The 22406-nt window shown below is 72.2% G+C and carries 22 protein-coding genes; 15 read left to right on the top strand and 7 right to left on the bottom strand.

Annotated features, from left to right (window positions below; all coding sequences use genetic code 11):
• Positions 1-5 precede the first annotated feature (5 nt).
• Positions 6-1217, top strand: coding sequence for an imidazolonepropionase (gene hutI / locus ACWGJ5_RS19345; RefSeq protein ID WP_453310881.1), 1212 nt, complete (start codon positions 6-8; stop codon positions 1215-1217).
• 162 nt (positions 1218-1379) lie between these two features.
• Here the strand turns inward: hutI and ACWGJ5_RS19340 are convergent, their stop codons facing one another.
• Together ACWGJ5_RS19340 and ACWGJ5_RS19335 are read right to left on the bottom strand one after the other, a co-directional pair.
• Positions 1380-2948, bottom strand: a complete 1569-nt coding sequence (locus ACWGJ5_RS19340; protein WP_453310880.1) for an RICIN domain-containing protein — start codon at positions 2946-2948, stop codon at positions 1380-1382.
• Between the two features lie 312 nt (positions 2949-3260).
• Positions 3261-4157 (bottom strand): RNA polymerase sigma factor SigF, encoded by an 897-nt coding sequence (locus tag ACWGJ5_RS19335; protein WP_453311051.1) that lies wholly within the window; start codon positions 4155-4157, stop codon positions 3261-3263.
• 244 nt (positions 4158-4401) lie between these two features.
• On the opposite strand from ACWGJ5_RS19335, the gene ACWGJ5_RS19330 reads away from it, so the two are divergent.
• The 7 genes from ACWGJ5_RS19330 (at position 4402) to ACWGJ5_RS19300 (ending at position 11651) form a co-directional block, all read left to right on the top strand.
• On the top strand, positions 4402-4779 hold the full coding sequence (locus tag ACWGJ5_RS19330; RefSeq protein WP_225822271.1) for an STAS domain-containing protein: 378 nt from the start codon (positions 4402-4404) through the stop codon (positions 4777-4779).
• 328 nt (positions 4780-5107) lie between these two features.
• Positions 5108-5677: an ATP-binding protein gene (locus ACWGJ5_RS19325; RefSeq protein ID WP_453310879.1), complete on the top strand. Its 570-nt coding sequence runs from the start codon at positions 5108-5110 to the stop codon at positions 5675-5677.
• Positions 5678-6080: 403 nt separating this feature from the next.
• On the top strand, positions 6081-7364 hold the full coding sequence (gene serS, locus ACWGJ5_RS19320; protein WP_453310878.1) for a serine--tRNA ligase: 1284 nt from the start codon (positions 6081-6083) through the stop codon (positions 7362-7364).
• A 186-nt stretch (positions 7365-7550) separates the two neighbouring features.
• The gene (locus ACWGJ5_RS19315) at positions 7551-8231 is read left to right on the top strand and encodes an LPXTG cell wall anchor domain-containing protein (protein ID WP_453310877.1); all 681 of its coding nucleotides are present in this window, start codon (positions 7551-7553) and stop codon (positions 8229-8231) included.
• Between the two features lie 203 nt (positions 8232-8434).
• Complete coding sequence (locus tag ACWGJ5_RS19310) at positions 8435-9280, top strand: COG1470 family protein (protein WP_453310876.1); 846 nt, start codon at positions 8435-8437, stop codon at positions 9278-9280.
• Positions 9277-10386 carry a hypothetical protein gene (locus ACWGJ5_RS19305; protein WP_453310875.1) on the top strand — a complete coding sequence of 370 codons (1110 nt, stop codon included), beginning with the start codon at positions 9277-9279 and terminating at the stop codon, positions 10384-10386. Before ACWGJ5_RS19310 ends, ACWGJ5_RS19305 begins: the two co-directional genes overlap by 4 nt.
• A complete protein-coding gene (locus tag ACWGJ5_RS19300) occupies positions 10383-11651 on the top strand; it encodes a hypothetical protein (protein WP_453310874.1) in 1269 nt (422 codons plus the stop codon). The genes ACWGJ5_RS19305 and ACWGJ5_RS19300 overlap by 4 nt, the downstream gene beginning before the upstream one ends.
• Before the next feature lie 108 nt (positions 11652-11759).
• Here ACWGJ5_RS19300 and ACWGJ5_RS19295 read toward each other — a convergent pair whose 3' ends face one another.
• Positions 11760-13265, bottom strand: a complete 1506-nt coding sequence (locus ACWGJ5_RS19295) for a peptide MFS transporter (RefSeq protein WP_453310873.1) — start codon at positions 13263-13265, stop codon at positions 11760-11762.
• A 518-nt stretch (positions 13266-13783) separates the two neighbouring features.
• On the opposite strand from ACWGJ5_RS19295, the gene ACWGJ5_RS19290 reads away from it, so the two are divergent.
• Together ACWGJ5_RS19290 and ACWGJ5_RS19285 are read left to right on the top strand one after the other, a co-directional pair.
• Entirely contained in the window at positions 13784-14461 is a 678-nt protein-coding gene (locus tag ACWGJ5_RS19290; RefSeq protein WP_020940464.1) for a response regulator transcription factor, read from the top strand.
• A 54-nt stretch (positions 14462-14515) separates the two neighbouring features.
• Positions 14516-15787: an ATP-binding protein gene (locus tag ACWGJ5_RS19285; protein ID WP_453310872.1), complete on the top strand. Its 1272-nt coding sequence runs from the start codon at positions 14516-14518 to the stop codon at positions 15785-15787.
• A gap of 6 nt (positions 15788-15793) precedes the next feature.
• Here ACWGJ5_RS19285 and ACWGJ5_RS19280 read toward each other — a convergent pair whose 3' ends face one another.
• Complete coding sequence (locus tag ACWGJ5_RS19280; RefSeq protein ID WP_228624566.1) at positions 15794-16300, bottom strand: GtrA family protein; 507 nt, start codon at positions 16298-16300, stop codon at positions 15794-15796.
• 182 nt (positions 16301-16482) lie between these two features.
• Between ACWGJ5_RS19280 and ACWGJ5_RS19275 the strand changes: the two genes are divergently transcribed.
• From ACWGJ5_RS19275 to ACWGJ5_RS19265, 3 genes are read left to right on the top strand one after another with little or no spacing between them, the layout of a single operon-like run.
• Positions 16483-17622 carry a 5-(carboxyamino)imidazole ribonucleotide synthase gene (locus tag ACWGJ5_RS19275; RefSeq protein WP_453310871.1) on the top strand — a complete coding sequence of 380 codons (1140 nt, stop codon included), beginning with the start codon at positions 16483-16485 and terminating at the stop codon, positions 17620-17622.
• The gene (gene purE / locus ACWGJ5_RS19270) at positions 17619-18152 is read left to right on the top strand and encodes a 5-(carboxyamino)imidazole ribonucleotide mutase (RefSeq protein ID WP_453310870.1); all 534 of its coding nucleotides are present in this window, start codon (positions 17619-17621) and stop codon (positions 18150-18152) included. The genes ACWGJ5_RS19275 and purE overlap by 4 nt, the downstream gene beginning before the upstream one ends.
• 6 nt (positions 18153-18158) lie before the next feature.
• Positions 18159-19346, top strand: coding sequence for a dipeptidase (locus ACWGJ5_RS19265; RefSeq protein WP_453310869.1), 1188 nt, complete (start codon positions 18159-18161; stop codon positions 19344-19346).
• On the opposite strand, the gene ACWGJ5_RS19260 is transcribed toward ACWGJ5_RS19265, so the two are convergent.
• Positions 19286-19633, bottom strand: a complete 348-nt coding sequence (locus ACWGJ5_RS19260) for a hypothetical protein (protein ID WP_453310868.1) — start codon at positions 19631-19633, stop codon at positions 19286-19288. The two genes, ACWGJ5_RS19265 and ACWGJ5_RS19260, sit on opposite strands and share 61 nt — an antisense overlap.
• 190 nt (positions 19634-19823) lie before the next feature.
• Between ACWGJ5_RS19260 and ACWGJ5_RS19255 the strand changes: the two genes are divergently transcribed.
• Positions 19824-20918, top strand: coding sequence for a dipeptidase (locus ACWGJ5_RS19255; protein ID WP_453310867.1), 1095 nt, complete (start codon positions 19824-19826; stop codon positions 20916-20918).
• Between the two features lie 10 nt (positions 20919-20928).
• On the opposite strand, the gene ACWGJ5_RS19250 is transcribed toward ACWGJ5_RS19255, so the two are convergent.
• Both ACWGJ5_RS19250 and ACWGJ5_RS19245 read right to left on the bottom strand, forming a co-directional pair.
• Positions 20929-21321 carry a VOC family protein gene (locus ACWGJ5_RS19250; protein WP_228626819.1) on the bottom strand — a complete coding sequence of 131 codons (393 nt, stop codon included), beginning with the start codon at positions 21319-21321 and terminating at the stop codon, positions 20929-20931.
• Between the two features lie 28 nt (positions 21322-21349).
• Positions 21350-21709, bottom strand: a complete 360-nt coding sequence (locus ACWGJ5_RS19245) for a VOC family protein (RefSeq protein WP_453310866.1) — start codon at positions 21707-21709, stop codon at positions 21350-21352.
• Positions 21710-21804: 95 nt separating this feature from the next.
• On the opposite strand from ACWGJ5_RS19245, the gene ACWGJ5_RS19240 reads away from it, so the two are divergent.
• Positions 21805-22311: a CGNR zinc finger domain-containing protein gene (locus ACWGJ5_RS19240; RefSeq protein WP_453310865.1), complete on the top strand. Its 507-nt coding sequence runs from the start codon at positions 21805-21807 to the stop codon at positions 22309-22311.
• Positions 22312-22406 lie beyond the last annotated feature (95 nt).

Genomic DNA, 22406 nt, shown 5'->3' with positions numbered 1-22406 from the left:
ACACCATGAGCAGCAGCACCGTCATCACCAACATCGCCACGCTGGTCACCAACGACCCCTCCCTCGGATGGGGGTCCCCCCGCTCGAGCACATTCGAGAGTGGGGGAGGCTCCCCCCTCGGCCTGATCCAGGACGCGGCCGTCGTCATCGAAGGCGACCGCATCGCGTGGACCGGTGAATCCAGCAAAGCACCCGCCGCTGACAACCGGGTCGACGCGGGCGGCCGGGCGGTGCTGCCGGGCTTCGTGGACTCCCACTCGCACCTGGTCTTCGCCGGAGACCGCACGCAGGAGTTCAACGCCCGCATGTCCGGCCGCTCCTACACGGCCGGCGGCATCCGCACCACGGTCGCGGCCACCCGGGCGGCGAGCGACGCGGAACTGGAGGCCAACCTCACCCGTTACCTCGACGAGGCCCTCCGCCAGGGCACGACGACGTTCGAGACCAAGTCGGGCTACGGCCTGACCGTCGAGGACGAGTCCCGCGCGCTGCGCATCGCGGCGCGGCACACCGACGAGGTGACGTACCTGGGCGCGCACATCGTCCCGCCCGACTACGCAGAGGACCCGGCGGCCTATGTCGCCCTGGTCACCGGCGAGATGCTGGACGCCTGCGCGCCGCACGCCCGCTGGATCGACGTGTTCTGCGAGAAGGGCGCCTTCGACGGCGACCAGGCCCGCGCGATCCTCACCGCGGGCAAGGCCAAGGGCCTCCACCCGCGCGTCCACGCCAACCAGCTCTCCTACGGCCCCGGCGTCCAGCTGGCCGTCGAACTCGACGCGGCGAGCGCCGACCACTGCACCCACCTCACGGACGCGGACGTCGACGCCCTGGCCGGCGGCAACACGGTGGCCACGCTGCTGCCCGGCGCCGAGTTCTCCACCCGCGCCGAGTGGCCGGACGCCCGCCGCCTGCTGGACGCGGGCGTGACGGTGGCCCTGTCCACGGACTGCAACCCGGGCTCGTCCTTCACCTCCTCGGTCCCCTTCTGCATCGCCCTGGCCGTCCGCGACATGCGGATGACCCCGGACGAGGCGGTCTGGGCTGCCACGGCGGGCGGCGCGGCGGCCCTGCGCCGCACCGACATCGGCCGCCTCATCCCCGGCACCCGAGCCGACCTGACCTTCCTGGACGCCCCCAGCCACGTCCACCTGGCATACCGGCCGGGGGTGCCGCTGGTCAGCGGGGTGTGGCGCGGCGGCGTGCGGGTCGTCTGAGCAGCAGTCACCGACACGCGCTGCCTGCGCGGCGACGGCCGGGGCGACGAAGCGGTCGGCGAACTCCGCGCGCCGGTCGAACAGGTGGAGCCGTGCGCCGAGCGCCTCGGCCACCTGGCGTTTCCAGGCAGCGCCTGGCACAACGCTTCCCCGGGGAACGTGTCACCGCGCCCCCGCCCGCCACCGCTGCTCCCCGTTGCCGTCCAGGGGCTGGAGGGACACGTCGTATCTGCCGTCCGGGGTCACCGCCGTCTCGATGGCGATGTTCGGGCGGATCGTGCCGTCGGGGTCGACGGTGAAGCGGAGGTTGTCGCCGTTGCCGCCGTAGACCGAGTCGCAGGTCCAGATGCCCAGGCCGCGGTCGGTCGAGCCCCGGCTGTCCAGGCAGAAGGTGTCGTCGGCGCCGGAGCGCAGTACGCCCAGGTAGGTGTCGAACCTCCAGCGCTGGGTGTCGACGGAGGAGCAGGGGGCCGTGATGACGTCGTTGCCCTGCGACAGATCGCCGTCGCGGATGTCCAGGCAGCGGCCCGTCGCCAGGTTCACCACCTGGGCGAAGGAGGTGCCCGGCGGCGCGAACGAGGGTGTCGGCGTGGGAGTGGGCTTCCGGGTGCGCGGCGGGTGTGTGGCCGGGCGCGACGGACTGGGTGTGGGGGAAGAGGACGCGGGTGAGGGGGAACTCGTGGGGGAGGGGGACGGGGACGGGGTGACGGAGACCGTGGCCGTCACCGTCACGGGGGGAGGCGTGGGCGTCGCCGCCGTCGGCTGCTGCTCGTCGGTGTGGGCCGGGGTGAGGACGAACACCAGCAGCGGGGTCAGGGCCACGCCCAGGGCCGCCGAGATCAGCAGGAGGCGCCGCCGGGGCGGCCAGGACGGACGTACGGCAGGAGCGCCGGGGGCGGCCGGGGGCTCCCCGGCCCGTATGTACGCCGTTCCGCTCCACGGCAGCAGGCCCTCCGCCAGGGCCTGCCGGGGCGCGTCCCGCAAGGACCGCAGGTCCTCGAACGCGGCCGTGCAGTGCGGGCAGCGGGCCATGTGGGCGTCCAGGTCGGGGCTGCGGCGCGGGCCGTCCGGCCGTACCGCCTCCTCGATCAGCCGGCGGAAGTCGGCGCAGCGCGGGTCGTCGGAGGCGGCGAGACGGTCGCGGAGGCAGGCCTGGGCCAGGGCCTTGAGGGCCTGCGGGGTGCCGTAGGCCACGTCGACGCCGCTCAGGCCGAGGAAGGCGGCGGTGCGGCCCTGCGGCTCCGCCTCCAGCACGCCGTACCAGATCAGGCCCTGGGTACGGGAGGGCAGCGAGCGGAACGCCGGGAGCAGGGCCGGGGTGGGGCCCTCGGGCAGGCCGGAGGCGTTCAGGACGAGCAGCAGTCCGGGGTCGACGCCGGCGGAGCGCTCGTCGCCCGCCCAGCCGGCCGCCAGCCGTGCGGTGAGCAGCAGCAGCCGGTGGCGCATCGGGACGGCCGGGTCGACGCCCCGGGCCGTCTCGCGGGCCGCCGTGGTGAGGACCTCGGTCGCCAGCCGGCGGGCGGCGGACTCGCCCGCCGCGCACAGCCGGGCGTAGGCCAGGACCGCCGGGTGGTGCCGGCGGCGCAGTTCCTGCAGGGCGGGGTACGCCGTCGCCGTGGGGGAGCGGAGCAGCTCGGTCAGCCGGGCGTCCGGCGCGTCCTCGTACTCCCCGGCCGTCCCGGTGCCGCCCGCCTCGGTTCCGCCCGTCCCGGCCCCGTCCCCCTGAGCCATGTGTCCAGCCTCCTCGTACCACCGTGCACCGCGCCGTTGCGGCCCCGGGCCTGACATACCGGCCAGTAGCCAGTTCGGGGGGCCATAGTGGTCGAGGGGGACGGCCGGGGAAAGAGGTTTCCGCCGGTAACCGCATAACGGTTGGGACCACGGGGGCAGTTGGTCCGAAGGGGTGCCAAGAATCCGGTATGGCGGGCGGATTCGTGGATACCCGCGTCAACCGGAGGGGTGGGTCCGGTGATGAGGACGCCGCGGCGGCCCGGCACCGGTGGCCGGGCCGCCGTCAAGGCGTCACCGCAGCGGACGCGGAGGTCACTCCTCGATCGTCAGACCCTTGCGCAGCCGTACCAGCGTGCGGGACAGCAGCCGGGACACGTGCATCTGGGAGATGCCGAGTTCCTCGCCGATCTCCGACTGGGTCATGTTCGCCACGAACCGCAGGGCGAGGATCTTCCGGTCCCGTTGCGGCAGTTCGGCGATCAGAGGCTTGAGGGACTCCACGTACTCGATGCCCTCCAGCCCGTGGTCCTCGTACCCGATGCGGTCCGCGAGCGCGCCCTCGGTCTCGTCCTCCTCGGGCTGGGCGTCCAGCGAGGAGGCGGTGTAGGCGTTCGAGGCGGCCATGCCCTCCACGACCTCGTCGTTGGAGATGCCGAGTTTCTCGGCCAGCTCCTGGACGGTCGGGGCCCGGTCCAGACGCTGGGCCAGCTCGTCCCCGGCCTTGGCCAGGTCCAGGCGCAGCTCCTGCAGTCTGCGCGGAACACGCACGGACCACGAGGTGTCACGGAAGAAACGCTTGATCTCGCCGATGATCGTCGGCATCGCGAAGGTGGGGAATTCCACCCCGCGGGCGAGTTCGAAGCGGTCGATCGCCTTGATCAGGCCGATGGTGCCGACCTGGATGATGTCCTCCATCGGCTCGCTGCGGGAGCGGAAGCGGGAGGCGGCGAACTTGACGAGCGCGAGGTTGAGCTCGACGAGGGTGTTGCGGACGTACGAGTACTCGTGCGTCCCCTCCTCCAGCGACTGAAGGCGCTCGAAGAGGGTCTTGGACAGGGCCCGCGCATCGACCGGGCCGATCTCGTCGTACGGGGGGATCTCCGGGAGTCCCTCGAAGGGGTCGAGGGCGTCGATGGGATGATCCAGTTGTTCCGGTGGGGGTGTCGACGTCGCGACCGGGGTATGCGATGCGTCGAGCCGGGGTGACATGGTGTCCTCCATCGTTCTCGGCATATGGCTGCCGATGCCTGCGTGCACTGCGGTGTGCGGCGCCTCCGAAGCCGGCGTGTAGGGGTAGGTGTACTTACTAGCCCTACCTGCTCGACCGAGGCGATCGCAAGTGCGTTCTGTTGTGATATGTCCGGTTCCGTGAGGTTCTTCGGGTGCCGGAGTGCGCATGAAGGGCGTAATGTTCGAGAGCAGTCAGCGTCCACGACCTCGGGAGAGAGACGGCATGGACCACGGGACGGTCGGCAGTGCACAGTCGGGCCGGCTTCTGGTGGAGGTGCGGGAAGAGGGCTCCAGCGCCGTTGTGACACCGGCGGGTGAGCTCGATCACCACACCGCCGATCTGCTGCGTGAGCCCCTCGACGACCTCCTGGCCAAGGGCTTTTCGCGCCTCGTCGTGGACTGCACCCGCCTGGAGTTCTGTGACTCCACGGGGCTGAACGTCCTGCTCGGCGCCCGGCTGAAGGCGGAGGCCGCCGGTGGCGGGGTCCATCTGGCGGGGATGCAGCCGGTGGTCGCCCGTGTGTTCGAGATCACCGGGGCCGAGGCGGTCTTCACCGTGCACGACTCCGTGGAGGCGGCCCTGGCCGACGGCGCCGACTGAGTCCGCCGTCCCCGCCCTCCCGCATGCCGCCGGCCCCGGGCGTCCGCGCCCGGCACGCCGAAATCAGGGGTGTTGTGCCGGATCGGCCGGGCAGGAGAGGGCAGGAGAAGGCGGGGCACACCCTGACGAACGCTGGTCCCGGACCGCCCCGGCACCGGCGAAACGACTGGACGGGACGTACGTGCGACGGACGGGCGAGCGGGACACCCCGCGCGGACATCGGCCGGACGGCCTGCGCGCAGCGGGCGGACGACGTACGGACCGGCCGGCACGCAGCAGTGCCGGCCCTTTGAATCATGAACTGGTGAATCGGTGAGGTGAAGCGCTGATGAGCACCACCCGGCCTTACTCGCCGGGCGACCGCGGCCCGGAGCCCAGCGGCGCTTCCGGGGCGTCCGAGGGGGGTGCGCCGACGGCAGGCGCGCCCACGGGGGCAGCCGCGCCGTCCGTGCCGCCCGGGCCCGCCGGCGGCACTCAGAGCACCGGCGGGCCGCACGTCCGCAGAATCGGCCTCGCGGGCGAGAGCGGGGTCGTCCCGCTCGCCCGCGACTTCGCCCGCCAGGCGCTGTACGCATGGGGCTGGCTGCCCGCCGCCGGCGCCGACCAGCGGGCCGCGGCCGAGGACGTGCTGCTCGTCGTCTCCGAACTGGTCACCAACGCCTGCCTGCACGCCGAGGGCCCCGACGAGCTGCTCCTGGCCTGCGACAACAAGGTGATCCGGATCGAGGTCTCCGACCGCGGCACCGGCCAGCCCGCCCCTCGCACCCCCCACCGCGCCGGCCGCCCCGGCGGCCACGGCATGTTCATCGTGCAGCGGCTCTGCCTGGACTGGGGCGTCGTCCGCACCGCGGGCCGCCCGGGCAAGACGGTGTGGGCGGAGCTGGGCGCCCCCGCGTGAGTGCTCCGGCGTGAGTGCTCCCGTGTGAGCGCTCCGGCGTGAGCGTTCCGCTTCGGCGGCACCCGCGCGGAAATTCGCTTTCTTGTGGGTACGGCCCTTCCTACCCTGGGCGCAACGCGCTGACGGAGACGAGTAGCCCGGGCTCAGCGAGCCGAGAGAGCCGCCACCCGCTGTGAAGGCGGCCTCGCACCCCGGTGTGAATCCCCTCCCGAGTGCGGGGAGGAACGGACCGCCGCGCCACGACGGCCCCCATGCCCCGCCGGCCGGCCCCCGTCATCGGGCCCGAAGAGGCCGTCGTGCGACGGCGAAGGCGTGGTGGCACCGCGAGCACCCTCTCGCCCACGCCCCGAGGGAACCGACCCGGGGCGGACCGTGTCGCCCCGCCGACCAGTTGGGCAGCACCATGCTTGACGTCACCCTCATCCGACAGCACCCCCGACGCGTCCGCGAAGGCCTCGCCAAACGCGGCCTGGACGTGGACCTCGACGCCTTCCTCGCCCTCGACGAACGGCTGCGCGAGGCCCGTACGGCCCTGGAGCGGCTGCGCGGCGAACGGCGCCGCGTCTCGGCGGACATCGCGGCCCGCCGCCGGGCCGGCACACCGGCGGACGAACTCCTCGACACGGGCGCGGAACTGGCCGACCGGGTCGCGGAGGCCACCGTCGCGCACGGCCGGCTGGACGCCGAGCACCGCGCGTTCCTCGACGGCCTGCCGAACCTCCCCGACCCGGACGTGCCCGCGGGCGGCAAGGAACACAACGAGGTCGTCCGCACCGAGGGCACCCGCCCGGAGTTCGGTTTCCCGCCCCGCGACCACGTGCGGCTCACCGAGGAACTCGGACTGGTCGACCACCGGCGCGGCGCCGCGCTCGCCGGCAGCGGGAACTGGGTCTACCGGGGCGAGGGTGCCGCGCTGGAGTGGGCTCTGCTCAGCTACTTCCTGGACAGCCACCGCCGGGCGGGCTACACCTTCGTGCTGCCGCCCCACCTGCTCACCTGGGAGGCCGGCTACACCGCGGGCCAGTTCCCGAAGTTCGCCGACGACGTCTTCGTCACGGACCGCGGGGCCGACGGCCGTCCCGAGCGCTTCCTGCTGCCCACCGCCGAGACCGCGCTCGCCGCCCTGCACCACGGCGAGACCCTTGACGAGCGCGACCTGCCGCTCAAGTACGTCGCCTGCACGCCCTGTTACCGCAAGGAGGCCGGCGCCTACCGCACCGCCGAGCGGGGCACCCTGCGCGGCCACCAGTTCAACAAGGTCGAGATGTTCCAGCTCACCCGGCCCGCCGACTCGGACGCGGCCCAGCGAGAACTCCTCGGCCGGGCGGAGGAGCTGGTGGCCGGCCTCGGCCTGCACTACCGGGTCACCCGGCTCGCTGCCGGGGACACCAGCGCCGCGCAGGCCGGGACGTACGACGTCGAGGTGTGGCTGCCCAGCCTCGGCGCCTACGCCGAGGTCAGCTCGGTGTCGAACGCCCGCGACTACCAGGCCCGGCGCGGCGGCATCCGGTACCGTCCGGCCGGGGGCGGCCGGACGGCGTACGTCCACACCCTCAACGCCTCGGGCCTGGCCACCAGCCGTCTGGTGCCGGCCCTCCTGGAACAGCACCAGCGGGCCGACGGCACGGTCGCCGTGCCCGAGGTGCTGCGGCGCTGGGGCCTGCCGGAGGTGCTGCGCAGGCCGTAGTGCATCCCGGGCCCCCGGGCCCACCCTCCACTCCAGCCACGCGTGACACACGCCGGATCGCCAAAACTCCGGCGTGTGATGCGTCTTCCCTCCTCGCGACGCCGGGCGTACCTTGACGGCCGAATCTGATACGCCGTCAGGAACTTCTCGCCCGAATGAATCCGGAACGAATGGGGTGGACCGACCGTGTCGTACCCGAAACGAACCGCCGCGCTCGCGTCCGCCGCGGCCCTGGCCGGCTCGGTGGTGCTGCTGTCCGCGCCGGCCGCCCATGCCGACGTGGTCGACGTGAACTACCGCTGTCAGACCCCGATCGGCGTCAAGAGCGCCGTCTCGCCCATCGACATGACGGGCGTCAAGAGCGGCAGCGGCTACAAGATCACCATGTCCTGGCAGAAGGGTGTCTCCTCCAGCCCCGTCGAGCTGGGCAAGGGCGCGATGACCCCGAGCGCGAGCATCGTGCTGGGCGGCGCCGACAGCGGCACGCTGCCGGTCAGCGGGCCCGCCAACGCGGCCGCGATCCCCGCCAACACCCCCATCAAGATCAGCGACTTGAGCGGCACCTACACGCCGAAGAAGACCGGCAAGGTCACCTTCACGCCGGGCACGCTGATCATCAAGGCGCTCGGTACGACGACGACCTGCACGCCGACCAACAGCCCGAAGCCGGGGCTCACGCTGGACGTGACCGCGGCCGGCGGCTCGTCGTCGGCCTCCTCCGGCGGTTCCTCGCCCGCCGGCGGACAGCTCCCGCAGACCGGCCCCGAGGACAGCGCGGTCGCCCTCGGCACCCTCGGCGGCACGGTGCTCCTCGCCGGCGCGGCCGGCACGCTCTGGCTGACCCGCCGCCAGGCCGCACGGCGCTGAGCCGGACCGACGACCGCTGAAACCCAGACCGACCGCCGAAGCCGAGCCACCGCCGCAACCCAGGCCAACCGCCGGAGCCGCCCATGCCGTCCGCCGCCCGCGCCCTGACCCGCCATCGGTGCCCGCCCCGGACCCACGCATCGCTTCCGGCTCGCGCCGTACTGCCTGCGGCCCTGTGCCTGTGCGCCGCATGGGGCGCTGTGGTGGGCGCCGCAACCGGAGCCTTCGCCGCATCCGCGCAGTGGTCCATCGCGCCCGCGGGCGGCGGCCGCCCGTCCTTCTACGCCGAGGGCCCCCCGGGGACGGTCCTGCAGGACACGGTGTCCGTCACCAATCCCGGGCGGGCACCGGTCGTCGTACGGCTGTCCGGAACCGGACTGCGCACCGTCTTCGCGCAGAGGGCCGAGAACGGGATACGCGTCCCGGCCCGCACCCGCGCCGAGGTGCCCTTCACGGTGACCGTGCCGCCCGGGACCGCGCCCGGCGACCGCTCCGGTGCCGTCGTCGCGCGGGACACGCGGGGGCGTACGGCGACCGTCCCGGTCCGGCTGCGCGTCGGTGGCCCGGCGCTCGCCGCGCTGACCGTCGAGCACCTCGCCGTGCACGCCGACCGCATCACGTACGAGCTGGTCAACCGCGGTACGACCGTCCTGGTTCCGAGGCTCGCGGTGCGCGCGGACGGCGTTGTCGGCCGGGTCCTGGACCGTGCGCCGCGCCCCCTCCCCGTCCACCTGCGCCCCGGCGCCCGCGTGCAGTTCACCGAGCCCTGGCCCGACCGGCCCGCGCTGGACGCGGTCGACGTACGGCTGACGGTCACGGCCCCGGGCGGAGCCCACGACACGGCGACCACGTCGGCCCGGTTCGTGCCGTGGCCGACGGTGGCGGGGACGAGCGGCGCGCTGCTGGTGGGGACGGTCGCGGTGATCGCCGTGCGCAGGCGGCCAAGCCGTACCGCGGCCGGGGGGCCGACGGCTGAGGGCCTACCGGGCGCTGTCGTCGCCGAGGCCCCCCACCCCCGAGGTGAGTTGACGGAAGGCGCAGTGAAGTGAGCGGGAAGGTGAGGGGACTGCGGGTGCCGGCCGTGGCGGCGGTGGTCACGCTGCTTCTGCTGTCGTTCACCGGCCGTCCGGCCGGCGCGGTGGACGCGGCGGGCGGGCCTGGCGTGACGTTGTCGGCGGCTCAGGCCGGTGCCGGTGGCTCGGTCACCGTCAGGGGCAGCGGCTGGCGGTCGCACACGTTGCTGATGTTGCTGGTGTGCGGACGGGCCACACCGGCCCGTGGTGTCATCGGCGGCACCAACTCCTGTGCGAACGGCGACGGCCGCGCCGTGACCACGGACGCCCAGGGTGCCTTCAGCCGGAAACTGCCCGTCGCCGAACCGCCCGTGCCCTGCCCCTGCGTGGTGCACGTGGCCACCGTCACCGGTGCCGAGGCGGAGGCGGACGCCGTCCTGCGGGTCGCCGGGCATCCCGTCGCCCCGCTGCCCGCCGGACAGTCCGGGGGCCGGCCGGCGGTTCTCTCCGACACGCGGCTCACCGGGTCTAGCGGACTGCTCACCTGGTTCGGTGCCCCACCGAGCCGCACCCTCGTCTTCACCGTCGGCAACACCGGTTCCGGAGCGATCAAGGACCCGGTGTTCCAAGTCGGCTCCGCACACGGCGTCTTCGCCCCGCAGTGGGACGACCGGCAGTGGCACGGCACCCTGGCCCCGGGCAGGAAGGCCGAGGTCAGGCTGCCGGTCGAGCTGTCCGCCGGGGCCCACGGCGACTACACCGTCTTGCTGAAGTACGACGGCAGGGTGCTCGCCGAACAGCCGTGGGGTGTGGACCGCCCTTGGGGCGTGACGCTGTTCTGGATCCTGCTCTGCCTGGTCGTCCCGGCCGCGCTGTTCCGCATCGGCATGGCCGTGGTGGACCGGCTGCGGCCACGCCGCCCGGGCGGTCCCCGCCGTACCGGCCCGTTGACCCTGCCCCGGCCGGCCCTGCGCCTGCCCCGGCTGCCGCGCTCGCGCACCGAAGAACCGCACCCCACGAACCCGACCCTGCCGTGGTTCGCCCCGGACGCCGTCCCGGGCGACCCGGCCGGCCGGCTCTCCGCACCGCACACCGACAGCCCGACGAGTCCGACGACTCCCACCACGAAAGGACCGACGTGAGCATCCGAAGGAGAGGTACGGCCGCGGGCGCCGCGCTGGCGCTGAGCGGTGCGGGCGTCCTGCTGGGCCTCGCCGCGAGCCCCGCGCAGGCGGCCGAGGTGTCGTACGCCACCCACTGCGTGCCGCCCGCGGGCATCAGCCCGATCGACGGCACCACGAAGGTCGAGATCACCGCGCCGGCCACGGCGAAGGTCGGCGACACGGTGGACGTCGTGTGGAAGTTCGTCCAGGCCGCGTCCAAGAACCCCGACATCATCGACCTGCCCGCCAACTCGGTCCAGCCGTCCGGAACTCTGAAGGCGGCCGGTGCTCAGGTCGCCGACATCGCGATGCAGGGGACGCGCACGAACCCCGCGATCCCCAAGGGCGGTGCCATGGTGCTGTCCGACATGAAGGGCAGCGTCAAGCTGACGACGGCCGGCGAGGTGACGCTGACGCCGGACGCGTACACCGTCAACGCGATGTCGACCGACACCAAGTGCACGCCCAAGGAGACCGTGCAGAAGGCGGCGACCATCCAGGTGACGGGCGGGGACGGGGGCGGCACGCCGAGCAGTACGCCCACCCGGTCGACGACACCGACCCGGTCGACCTCTCCGACGGCGACCTCGAGCAGCGGCAGCGGGCAGACCGACTTCACCGGCAAGGAGGTGCAGATCCCCTACGCCTGCAAGACCCCGATCGGCGACAAGAACGCGACCTCGCCGGTGCAGATCAACGCGAAGAAGAACAGCGGGAACTTCGACCTCACCGTGCAGTTCAAGAAGTCGGTGATGAACAGCCCCGCCGACATCCCGAAGGGGTCCGTGAAGCCGTCCATGGAGGTGGTGCTGGGCGGCGCCGACAAGGGCAGGGTGCATGTGGAGGGGCCGACGAACGCCAAGGACATCAAGTCCGGCGACCCGATCGAGATCCCCGACCTCACCGGCACCTACAAGCCCGGCGCGAGCGGCACCTCGACGCTGTCCCCGGGCGTCCTCACGGTCAAGGCGCTCGGTACGACCACGACGTGCACCCCGACCAGGACCGAGGTCTCCCTCACCCTGGACACCAGCCGGCAGCCGGGCGGTTCGTCCGGAGGCACGTCGACCTCGGGAGGCACCTCCTCGACCGGCGGCAGCGGCAGCGCCTCCGGCTCCGGCGGTCTCGCCCAGACCGGCGCGAGCGACCACGGCGCCCTGAAGGCCCTCGGCCTGGTGGCGGGCACGGCGATCCTGCTGGGCGGCGCGGTGTTCACGGTCATGCCGAAACGAAGGGCCCGCTGATCCTCCTGCCAGGGCTGATCCTCCTGCCAGGGCCGGCCCTCCCGACATGAAAGAGGGCCGCCGCACCCACCGGGATGCAGCGGCCCTCTCTCGGCCGGGTCCGGACGACTAGTGCACGTCGCCCATCAGCTTGTTGACCTTGCTGCGGTACACCCACACCGCCACACCGGCGAGGACGGCGAGCACGGCCTCCAGGGCGACGAAGCCCATCTTGTCGAGGTTGACGCCGCCGATGGCCGGGTTGGACACCAGCGCGGTGATCGAGTCGCCCGCGGTGACCGCGAGGAACCAGACGCCCATCATCTGCGAGGCGTACTTCTTCGGCGCCATCTTCGTCGTCACCGACAGACCCACCGGCGACAGCGTCAGCTCACCGACGGTCTGCACGAAGTAGATCGCGACCAGCCACATCGCCGCGGCCTTGTGACCGCCCTCGGCGATCGACAGCGGGGCGAGGAAGAGGAAGAAGGACGCACCGATCAGCACCAGGCCGGAGGCGAACTTCACGATCGTGCTCGGCTCCTTGCCGCGCCGGTTCAGCCACAGCCACGCCCAGGCGAAGACCGGGGCCAGCGCCATGATCATGACCGGGTTGACCGACTGGTACCAGGAGACCGGGAACGTCCAGCCGGCGATCGAGTTCTTGGCCGAGCCGTCCGCGAAGAGCGACAGGGTCGAGCCGCCCTGGTCGTAGATCATCCAGAAGACGGCGGCGGCGACGAAGAACCAGACGTACGCCGACACCTTCGACTTCTCGCCCGCGTCCAGGTCCTTGTCCCGGCGGATGCGGGCGATGACCAGGATCGGCACGATCAGGCCGATCACGGTGAGCGGGATCAGCGCCCAGTTCAGGGTGAAGTGGCCGGTGCCGCCGACGACGCCGTAGAAGACCGCGGCGACGGCGAGCCAGGTCAGGCCCTTGCGCAGGGTGGCGGACTTCTCCGCGGGGGTCAGCGGGGTCGGGACCTCGCTGCTCTTCGGGTTCAGGTGGCGGCCGCCCAGCAGGTACTGGGCCAGACCCAGCGCCATGCCGAGCGCGGCGAGGGCGAAGCCCAGGTGCCAGTTGACGTTCTCACCGACGGTGCCGATGACCAGCGGCGCGGCGAAGGCGCCCAGGTTGATGCCGATGTAGAAGAGGGTGAAGCCACCGTCCCGGCGCGGGTCGTCCGGGCCCTTGTAGAGGTGGCCGACCATCGTGGAGATGTTGGCCTTGAGCAGACCCGAACCGATGGCGACGAGACCCAGGCCCACGAAGAAGCTCGCGGCCACGGGCAGCGCGAGGCACAGGTGGCCGAGCATGATGATCAGGCCCGCGACGGCGACCGTCTTGCGGGGGCCGAGGAAGCGGTCCGCGACCCAGCCGCCGGGCAGGGCGAGCAGGTACACGAGCGACACGTACACCGAGTAGATGGCGGTCGCCGTGCCCGCGCTCAGGTGCAGGCCGCCCGGGGCCACCAGGTACAGCGGGAGCAGAGCCCTCATGCCGTAGTAGGAGAATCGCTCCCACATCTCGGTCATGAAGAGAGTGGCCAGGCCGCGGGGGTGGCCGAAGAAGGTCTTCTCGGAACCGGGGGTGCCCGGGCGGACCGAGTCCTTCGTCAGGCTGGACGCCATGGTCGTTCCTTGCTGGTCGGGACGCGCGCTGGAGCGTTGCGCGCCCGGTGGGGGTGCGGCCGGCACCGGCACGGTCGCTCGTCCGCCCCCAACGCCCGGGGGGAGTCCGCCTCCGGGTCTCGGAAGCGGTGGACGGCGACCACCGGGATCCACGCCCCGTCGCGCTTCGATGCGCTGCGGAGCCCGGCCAGAGGTCATTCCTTTCAAGGCCGACCAGGACGGATCTTGGTCGGCCCGCACACAAAAGAGACCTTCAGCGTCGTCTGCCCGCCGAAGGTCCCCTGGTGTACTACAGGCGTTCAGGTCACTGTAAGGCAGGACACTGCCGGATATGGAAGGACTTGAGACGCGGATCACAGGTGTCGGAGGAACCGCAGGACCGGAATCGAAGGTCTCTCCTACGATCGCATCCCCAGAGTGATGGTTCGTACCAACGACACTCCGGCGGCGTACGAAGGTAAGAGTTCCTGGAACCGATCACACCCCAGCACCGCACGCGGGCGGTCTACCATCACTGCATGACCCGTGTACTGCTCGCCGAGGACGACGCGTCCATCTCGGAGCCACTGGCCCGCGCCCTGCGCCGGGAAGGTTACGAGGTCGAGGTGCGCGAGGACGGACCCACCGCGCTCGACGCCGGAATGCAGGGCGGCGTCGATCTGGTCGTACTGGACCTGGGCCTGCCGGGCATGGACGGCCTGGAGGTCGCCCGCCGGCTGCGGGCCGACGGCCACACCGTGCCGATCCTCATCCTGACCGCGCGGGCCGACGAGGTGGACACCGTCGTCGGCCTGGACGCGGGCGCCGACGACTACGTCACCAAGCCCTTCCGGCTCGCCGAACTGCTCGCCCGGGTACGGGCCCTGCTCCGGCGCGGTGCCGCCGAGCCGCAGCAGCCGCCGGCCACGCACGGGGTGCGGATCGACGTCGAGTCGCACCGGGCGTGGATGGGCGACGAGGAACTCCAGCTCACCGCCAAGGAGTTCGACCTGCTGCGCGTGCTCGTGCGGGACGCCGGCCGGGTCGTCACCCGCGACCAGCTCATGCGCGAGGTCTGGGACACCACGTGGTGGTCCTCCACCAAGACCCTCGACATGCACATCTCCTGGCTGCGCAAGAAGCTCGGCGACGACGCGGCGAACCCCCGCTACATCGCCACGGTGCGTGGAGTGGGCTTCCGCTTCGAGAAGAGCTGAGCCCTTCCCCCGGGGGCCCTTCCCAGGGCCAGCGATCACCTCAGGTAACGGAACATGCGCCGACGTCTCATCCAGTCCACCCTCGCCGTCGTCCTCGTGGTGATCGCCGTCTTCGGCATCTCCCTGGTGATCGTCGAGACCCGGACGATCAGCAACAGCGCCCAGGAGCGGGTGGACTCCGAGGCGGTGCGGCTGGCCAGCATCGTGGACAGCCGGATCCTCGCCGCGGAGAACGTCAACGCGGACGTGCTGCGCAATCCGGTCGCCAAGGACCAGTACGCGGTCATCCGCATGCCCGGCCACCAGCCGATAGAGATCGGCACCAAGCCGCAGGGCGATGTCATCCACGCCAGCCAGCAGGGCGAGGAGGGCGAGACCGTCACCGTGCAGGAGCCGCGCTCCGCGGTCACCCGCGAGGTCGGCCGGACCCTGCTGGTCATCGGCCTCGTGGCGCTGCTCGCGGTGGTCGCGGCCGTGCTGCTCGCCGTACGCCAGGCCAACCGGCTCGCCTCCCCGCTCACCGACCTCGCGGAGACCGCCGAGCGCCTCGGCTCCGGCGACCCGCGCCCGCGGCACAAGCGGTACGGCGTCCCCGAGCTGGACCGGGTCGCCGATGTGCTGGACTCCTCCGCCGAGCGGATCGGGCGCATGCTGACCGCCGAGCGGCGTCTGGCCGCAGACGCCTCCCACCAGCTCCGCACCCCGCTGACCGCGCTGTCCATGCGGCTGGAGGAGATCACCCTCACGGACGACCCGGACATCGTGAAGGAAGAGGCGAACGTCGCGCTCACCCAGGTCGAGCGGCTCACCGACGTGGTCGAGCGGCTGCTGACGAACTCCCGCGACCCGCGCACCGGCTCCGCCGTCACCTTCGACCTGGACGAGGTCATCCAGCAGCAGCTCGCCGAGTGGCGGCCCGCCTACCGCAGCGCCGGCCGGGCCATCGTCAGCTCCGGCAAGCGGCATCTGCAGGCCGTCGGCACGCCCGGGGCGGTCGCCCAGGTCCTGGCGGCGCTGATCGAGAACTCCCTCATGCACGGTGGCGGCACCGTCGCGCTGCGCACCCGGGTCACCGGCAACCAGGCCGTGGTCGAGGTCACCGACGAGGGCCCCGGTGTCCCCGCCGACCTCGGCGCGCGGATCTTCGAGCGGACGATCAGCGGGCGGAACTCCACCGGGATCGGCCTGGCCGTCGCCCGCGACCTCGCGGAGGCCGACGGCGGCCGCCTGGAGTTGCTCCAGGCCCAGCCGCCGGTGTTCGGCCTGTTCCTCTCGCGCACGCCGCCGGCCCGCAAGACGGAGGAGGAGCGGCCGACGGTGCGCTGAACCGGGTTACGGAACGCGCTGGGACTTCGGCTCGGGCTCGGAGTGGGGCCTCTTCGACTCGGCCACCAGGATCGACTCCGCCTCCTGCGTCGGCTGCACGCGGAACACCCAGGTGCGGTACGACCAGAAGCGGAACAGGGTCGCGACGCCGATGCCGACGAACTTGAAGACGTTGCTCTGCAGCGGACTGTCCCAGCCGAAGCCGTAGGTCGCCGCGTACAGCACGCCGTTCTCGATCACCAGGCCGATCGCGCTGAACAAGAGGAAGAGCGTGAGCTCCTTGGTGCGGCCGTTCTTGTCGCGGTCCCGGTACGTCCAGTAACGGAACCCGACGTAGTTGAACGCGATGGCGACCACCGTCGCGATGATGCTGGCCCGCACCACCGGCAGATCGGAGACGTGGCGGACCAGGTTGAACACGCCGAGGTTGACGAAGATGCCCGCAACGCCGACGGTGCCGAACTTGGCCACCTCGCGTACGAGCCGTTGCAGCCCCGAGGAACGAGGTTCCATGGCTGTGCAGCTCCCGTCGGTAGGTTTCGTCAGCCCAGCCATGCTATCCGGGTGAATCCTCCGTCGCCTGTGCACAAGCCCAAGACCAGGAAACAGATCGGAAAGAGGGTGGAAAGCGACCGGTAAGAGTTCGTGTGAGGGACGCGATCGGGCAGCCCCGGCGTGGCCGATACGCTAGGGGTGTGACGTTCCCGGTAGTCGGCATGGTCGGCGGGGGGCAGCTCGCGCGTATGACGCACGAGGCGGGCATCCCGTTGGGCATCAGGTTCAAGCTTCTCAGTGACACCCCTCAGGACTCGGCGGCGCAGGTCGTGAGCGATGTCGTCATCGGCGACTATCGCGATCTCGACACGCTGCGTGAGTTCGCGCGCGGTTGCGATGTGATCACCTTCGATCACGAACATGTACCCACCGAGCACCTCAGGGCCCTGGAGGCGGACGGCATCCCCGTGCGTCCGGGGCCCGACGCGCTGGTGCACGCCCAGGACAAGGGCGTGATGCGCGCGAAGCTCGACGCGATCGGCATCCCGTGCCCGCGGCACCGGATCGTCAGGGACCCGGAGGACGTGGTCCGCTTCGCGGCCGAGGGGGACGGCTTCCCGGTCGTGCTGAAGACCGTGCGCGGCGGCTACGACGGCAAGGGCGTGTGGGTCGTGGAGACCGCCGAGGAGGCCACCGACCCGTTCCGGGCCGACGTCCCGGTCCTCGCCGAGGAGAAGGTCGACTACGTCCGCGAGCTCGCCGCCAACGTCGTACGCTCCCCGCACGGCCAGGCCGTCGCCTACCCGGTGGTGGAGTCCCGGCAGGTGAACGGCGTCTGCGACACGGTCATAGCCCCCGCGCCCGGCCTGGACGAATCCCTCGCCCTCCAGGCCGAGCGGATGGCCCTGACCATCGCCAAGGAACTCGGCGTCGTCGGGCACCTCGCGGTCGAGCTGTTCCAGACCCGCGACGGCCGCGTCCTCGTCAACGAGCTGGCCATGCGCCCGCACAACTCCGGCCACTGGACCCAGGACGGCGCGATCACCTCGCAGTTCGCCAACCACGTCCGCGCGGTCCTCGACCTCCCGCTCGGCGACCCGCGCCCGCGCGCCGCGTGGACCGTGATGGTCAACGTCCTGGGCGGCGACTACCCGGACATGTACTCCGCGTACCTGCACTGCATGGCCCGCGACCCCAAGCTCAAGATCCACATGTACGGCAAGGACGTGAAGCCCGGCCGTAAGGTCGGACACGTCAACACCTACGGCGACGACCTGGACGACGTGCTGGAGCGCGCCCGTCACGCAGCCGGCTATCTGAGAGGCACCATCACCGAATGAGCACCGCTGCCGGCCCCGTCGTGGGCATCGTCATGGGGTCGGACTCCGACTGGCCCGTCATGGAGGCCGCCGCCAAGGCCCTGGACGAGTTCGAGATCGGCTACGAGGTGGACGTCGTCTCCGCGCACCGCATGCCCCGCGAGATGATCGCCTACGGCGAGCAGGCCGCCGACCGCGGGCTGAAGGTGATCATCGCCGGTGCGGGCGGCGCCGCCCACCTGCCCGGCATGCTCGCCTCCGTCACCCCGCTGCCGGTCATCGGCGTGCCGGTGCCGCTGAAGTACCTCGACGGCATGGACTCCCTGCTGTCCATCGTGCAGATGCCGGCCGGTGTCCCGGTCGCCACGGTCTCCGTCGCCGGTGCCCGCAACGCCGGTCTCCTCGCGGCCCGCATCCTCGCCACGCACGACGAGGACCTGCTGCACAAGATGCGCGACTTCCAGCACGACCTCAACGACCAGGCCACCGAGAAGGGCAAGCGGCTGCGTTCCAAGGTCGAGGGGTCGAGCGGCTTCGGCTTCGGGAAGTAACAGGCAATGACCTCACTGGACGAAGCACGGACCCTGCTGCGCGAGTTCCCGGTCGTCGACGGCCACAACGACCTGCCGTGGGCGCTGCGCGAGCAGGTCCGCTACGACCTCGCCGCCCGCGACATCGCCGTACGGCAGGACGCCCATCTGCACACCGACATCCCGCGCCTGCGCGCGGGCGGTGTCGGGGCGCAGTACTGGTCGGTGTTCGTGCGCTCGGACCTGCCCGGGGCGGTGCCGGCGACCCTCGAACAGATCGACTGCGTACGGCAGCTCATCGCCCGGCACCCCGCCGATCTGCGGGCCGCGCTGACCGCCGCCGACATGGAGGCGGCGCGCACGGAGGGACGTATCGCCTCCCTCATGGGCGCGGAGGGCGGGCACTCGATCGACAACTCCCTCGGCACCCTGCGCGGCCTGTACGAGCTGGGCGTGCGCTACATGACGCTCACCCACAACGACAACAACGACTGGGCGGACTCGGCGACCGACGAGCCGAAGGTCGGCGGCCTTTCGGCCTTCGGCCGCGAGGTGGTCCGCGAGATGAACCGCCTCGGCATGCTGGTCGACCTCTCCCACGTGGCCGCCACGACCATGCGGGCCGCGCTGGACACCACCTCCGCGCCGGTGATCTTCTCGCACTCCTCCGCGCGGGCCGTGTGCGACCATCCGCGCAACATCCCCGACGACGTCCTGGAGCGGCTGCCTGCCAACGGCGGTGTGGCGATGGTGACGTTCGTGCCGAAGTTCGTGCTCCAGGCGGCCGTCGACTGGACGGCGGCGGCCGACGAGAACATGCGCGCCCACGGCCTGCACCACCTCGACACCAGCCCCGAGGCGATGAAGATCCACGCGGCCTTCGAGGAGCGCACCCCGCGCCCGGTCGCCACGGTGTCCACGGTCGCGGACCACCTGGACCACATGCGCGAGGTCGCCGGCATCGACCACCTGGGCATCGGCGGCGACTACGACGGCACCGCCTTCACCCCGGACGGCCTCAGCGACGTCTCCGGCTACCCGAACCTGCTCGCCGAGCTGCTGAGGCGCGGCTGGTCCAGGACCGACCTGGCCAAGCTGACCTGGCAGAACGCGGTGCGGGTGCTGGGCGCGGCGGAGGACGTGGCCCGTGACCTTCAGGCCACCCGTGTCCCGTCCAACGCCACCATCGAGTCGCTGGACGGCGGCCCCGCCTGATCCGTCAGGGCGGGGTGGCCGTTGTAGCCGGCGGCCCCGCCCACGTAACCGAAGTACCGGTCCCGGACCGGGTCGAGCGGTGCGCCGAGGCGCAGCCGGGCGACCAGGTCCGCGTGAGCCGGCGGTCCTAGCGCTACTACGAGCCCCAGGGGCTGCTCACCGCCGAGCGCACCCCCGGCCGGCCACCGTGACCAACCGGAGACGGCCGTCGGCCGGGTCGTCGGCATCCGGGAGCCGTACGCGGCCGGGCTGCACGGCGAGGAGATCCGCCGGCTGCTGCCCCGCATGCCCGACCGACCCCCGTCCGGGAGGCTCCGGACGGGGTGATCCGCACCGCGCGGGACGCCTGACCGGCCGTACCCCCGAACGCCCCACTCACCAGGAAGCCGTCCTTCCCCCCGTGCGACCGTGGCGATACGACCCAGCACGACGTAGCTCACGACCGGCGTAAGCAACGACGACGTACGGAGCCCCGCCATGGCCGACCTCCAGGACGACATCCCGGGCACGACCGAGGTCGGCGAGGACGACGCCCTGCCGGACGACCCCTTCCCTTCGGAGCCCGCGTCCCTGCGGCGTGCCCACACCCTGCTCGCCGCCCACCCGGTCGCCGACGGCTACAGCGGACTGCCGTGGGCCCTGCGCCATCTGCCCTGGTACGACCTGGAGCTGGGCGAGGCGGCCATCGACACCGACATACCCCGGATGCGTGCGGGCCACGTGGGCGCGCTGTTCTGGTCGCTGCACCTGCCCGAGGGCCCCGGCGGCGACCGTGCGACGACCGCGACCCTGGAACAGCTGGACCAGGCGAGCTCCGTGATCGAGGCCCATCCGGAGGGCCTGTGCCTGGTGCGCACCGCCGGGCAGATCATCGACGCCCGCAACCGCGGCCGGGTCGCCGTGGTGCTGGGCCCCGCGCACGCCACCGCGCTCGACGACTCCCTCGGCATCCTGCGCGTCCTGCACGCCCTCGGCCTGCGCGTGCTCACGCTCGCGGGCACGGCCTGGGCGGGGGAGCGGGGGCTGACCCGGTTCGGCGAGGAGGTGGTGCGCGAGATGAACCGGCTCGGTGTGCTCGCCGACGTCTCAGGCGCCTCCCGGGCCACCACCGAACGTGCCCTGGCGCTGTCCAAGACCCCGGTGCTGTGCACCCGCTCCGCCGCCCGCGCCCTGCGCCCGCACCCGGCCAACCTGCCCGACGAACTGCTCACCTCGCTGGGCGCGGCGAAGGGCCTGTGCATGGTGCCGCTGACCGCCGAGCAGACCGGTCCGACGGTCCATGACGTCGCCGACCACCTCGACCGCGTCCGCGACGTGGCCGGCCCGGACTGCGTGGGCCTGTCCGGCACCTACGACTCCGGCGCCGCCCACCCCCGCGAACTCGCCGACGCCTCCCGCTACCCCCACCTGATCGCCGAACTGCTCCAACGCGGCTGGTCCGACACCGAGCTGGCCCTGCTGACCTGGGGCAATGTCCAACGGGTGCTGCGCAGCGCGGACTTCACGGCCCGCGCCGCGCAGCACCGCCGGGAGGCATCGAACGCGAAGATCGGGGAACTGGACGCGCCCTAGGTCACACGGGTCACGGGTGATCGATCCGGCACAGACAGAACGGATGCCCGGCCGGGTCGGCGTACACCTGGAAGTCCTTCTTCTCCCGGTCCTCCAGGTCCAGCGGCCGGGCCCCCAGCGCCAGCACCCGCTCATGGGCCGCGTCGATCTCCGCCCAGGTCCGGCCCGCGTCGAAGTCGAGGTGGAACTGCTGGCCGTTGCGGTCCGCGCGCGGCCACTCCGGCGGGGTGTGGCCCTCGGCCCGCTGGAAGGCCAGCCGCGGCCCGTCCGGCACCTTCAGGACGACCCAGTCGTCGTCCTCGGCGTCCGGGGTGCCCCCGGCCACCGCCGCGTAGAAGGCGGCCAGCGCGTGCGGATCGGGACAGTCGAGCACGACGGAACGGAAACGGGCGACGGACGCCATGGTTGTCCTCCCTGGGACTTCGGACGGCTCAGCAGGCGCACAGACAGAACGGGTGCCCAGCCGGGTCCGCGTACACACGGAAGGTCCGCTCGCGGTCCTCCGCGTCCAGCGGCTTGGCGCCCAGCTCCAGCACGCCCTTCTCCGCGGCGTCCAGGTCCTCCACGACCAGGTCCAGATGGAACTGCTGCGAGGCGTCCGGCGCGGGCCATTCCGGCGGCACGAACCCCGGCGCCTGCTGGAAGGCCAGCGCCGTCCCGCCGGGCACCTTCAGGTCGACCCACTCGCCGACCCCCTCCACCGTGCCGCCCAGCACTCCGGCGTAGAAGCCGGCCAGCGCACGGGGGTCGGGACAGTCCAGCACCACGACGCCGAGCTTGGCGAGAGCCATGACTACCTCCTTGTGTCTCGGCATGAGTTACCCATAGAGCTGGGCAACAGGTAACGGTTACTGCATGCTCCCGCATTGGAGGTAACGTCGCAACCATGAATGAGAGATCGGCCGCCCCCGGAGCCCTGGCGCTGGTCGAGTCCCTGGTCAACACGCTGGACATCGAGACCGGCGCCGACGTGCTGGACACCGAGGAGGGCCGGGGGCGCTTCGGGATCGCCGAGGACGGGCTGGCGGAGGCGCGGGGGCTGCGGGAGTCGCTGCGGGCCGCGCTGCTCGCGCACGCCGGGCACCGGCCGCACCGCGAGGTGACCCCGCTCGGCACGCTGCTGTCCGGCGCACCGCTGTACGTCGCCGTGGACGAGCGGGACGGCTCCGCGTCCCTCGCCCCCGCCCCGGACGCCCCGCTGCGCTCCCGCGTCGCCGCCGCCGTCGCCGAGGGGCTGGCCGAGGGCACCTGGATGCGGCTGAAGGCCTGCGAGGCCGAGACCTGCCACTGGGCCTACTACGACCGCAGTCCGGCCGGGCGCGGCCGCTGGTGCTCGATGCAGGTGTGCGGGGCGCGGGCGAAGATGCGCCGGTACCGGGCCAAGGAGGGGTAAGACACAGGCAGTTCAGCGGCCACGTATGTGTCCGGTGGTGCAGAATGCGGAAAGACGCCGGTTCGGCCGACTGAGCCTCGGCCGAACCGGCGTCA

The sequence above is a fragment of the Streptomyces sp. NPDC054783 genome, assembly GCF_053611725.1.
This window is presented reverse-complemented; position numbering and strand designations above follow the sequence as displayed.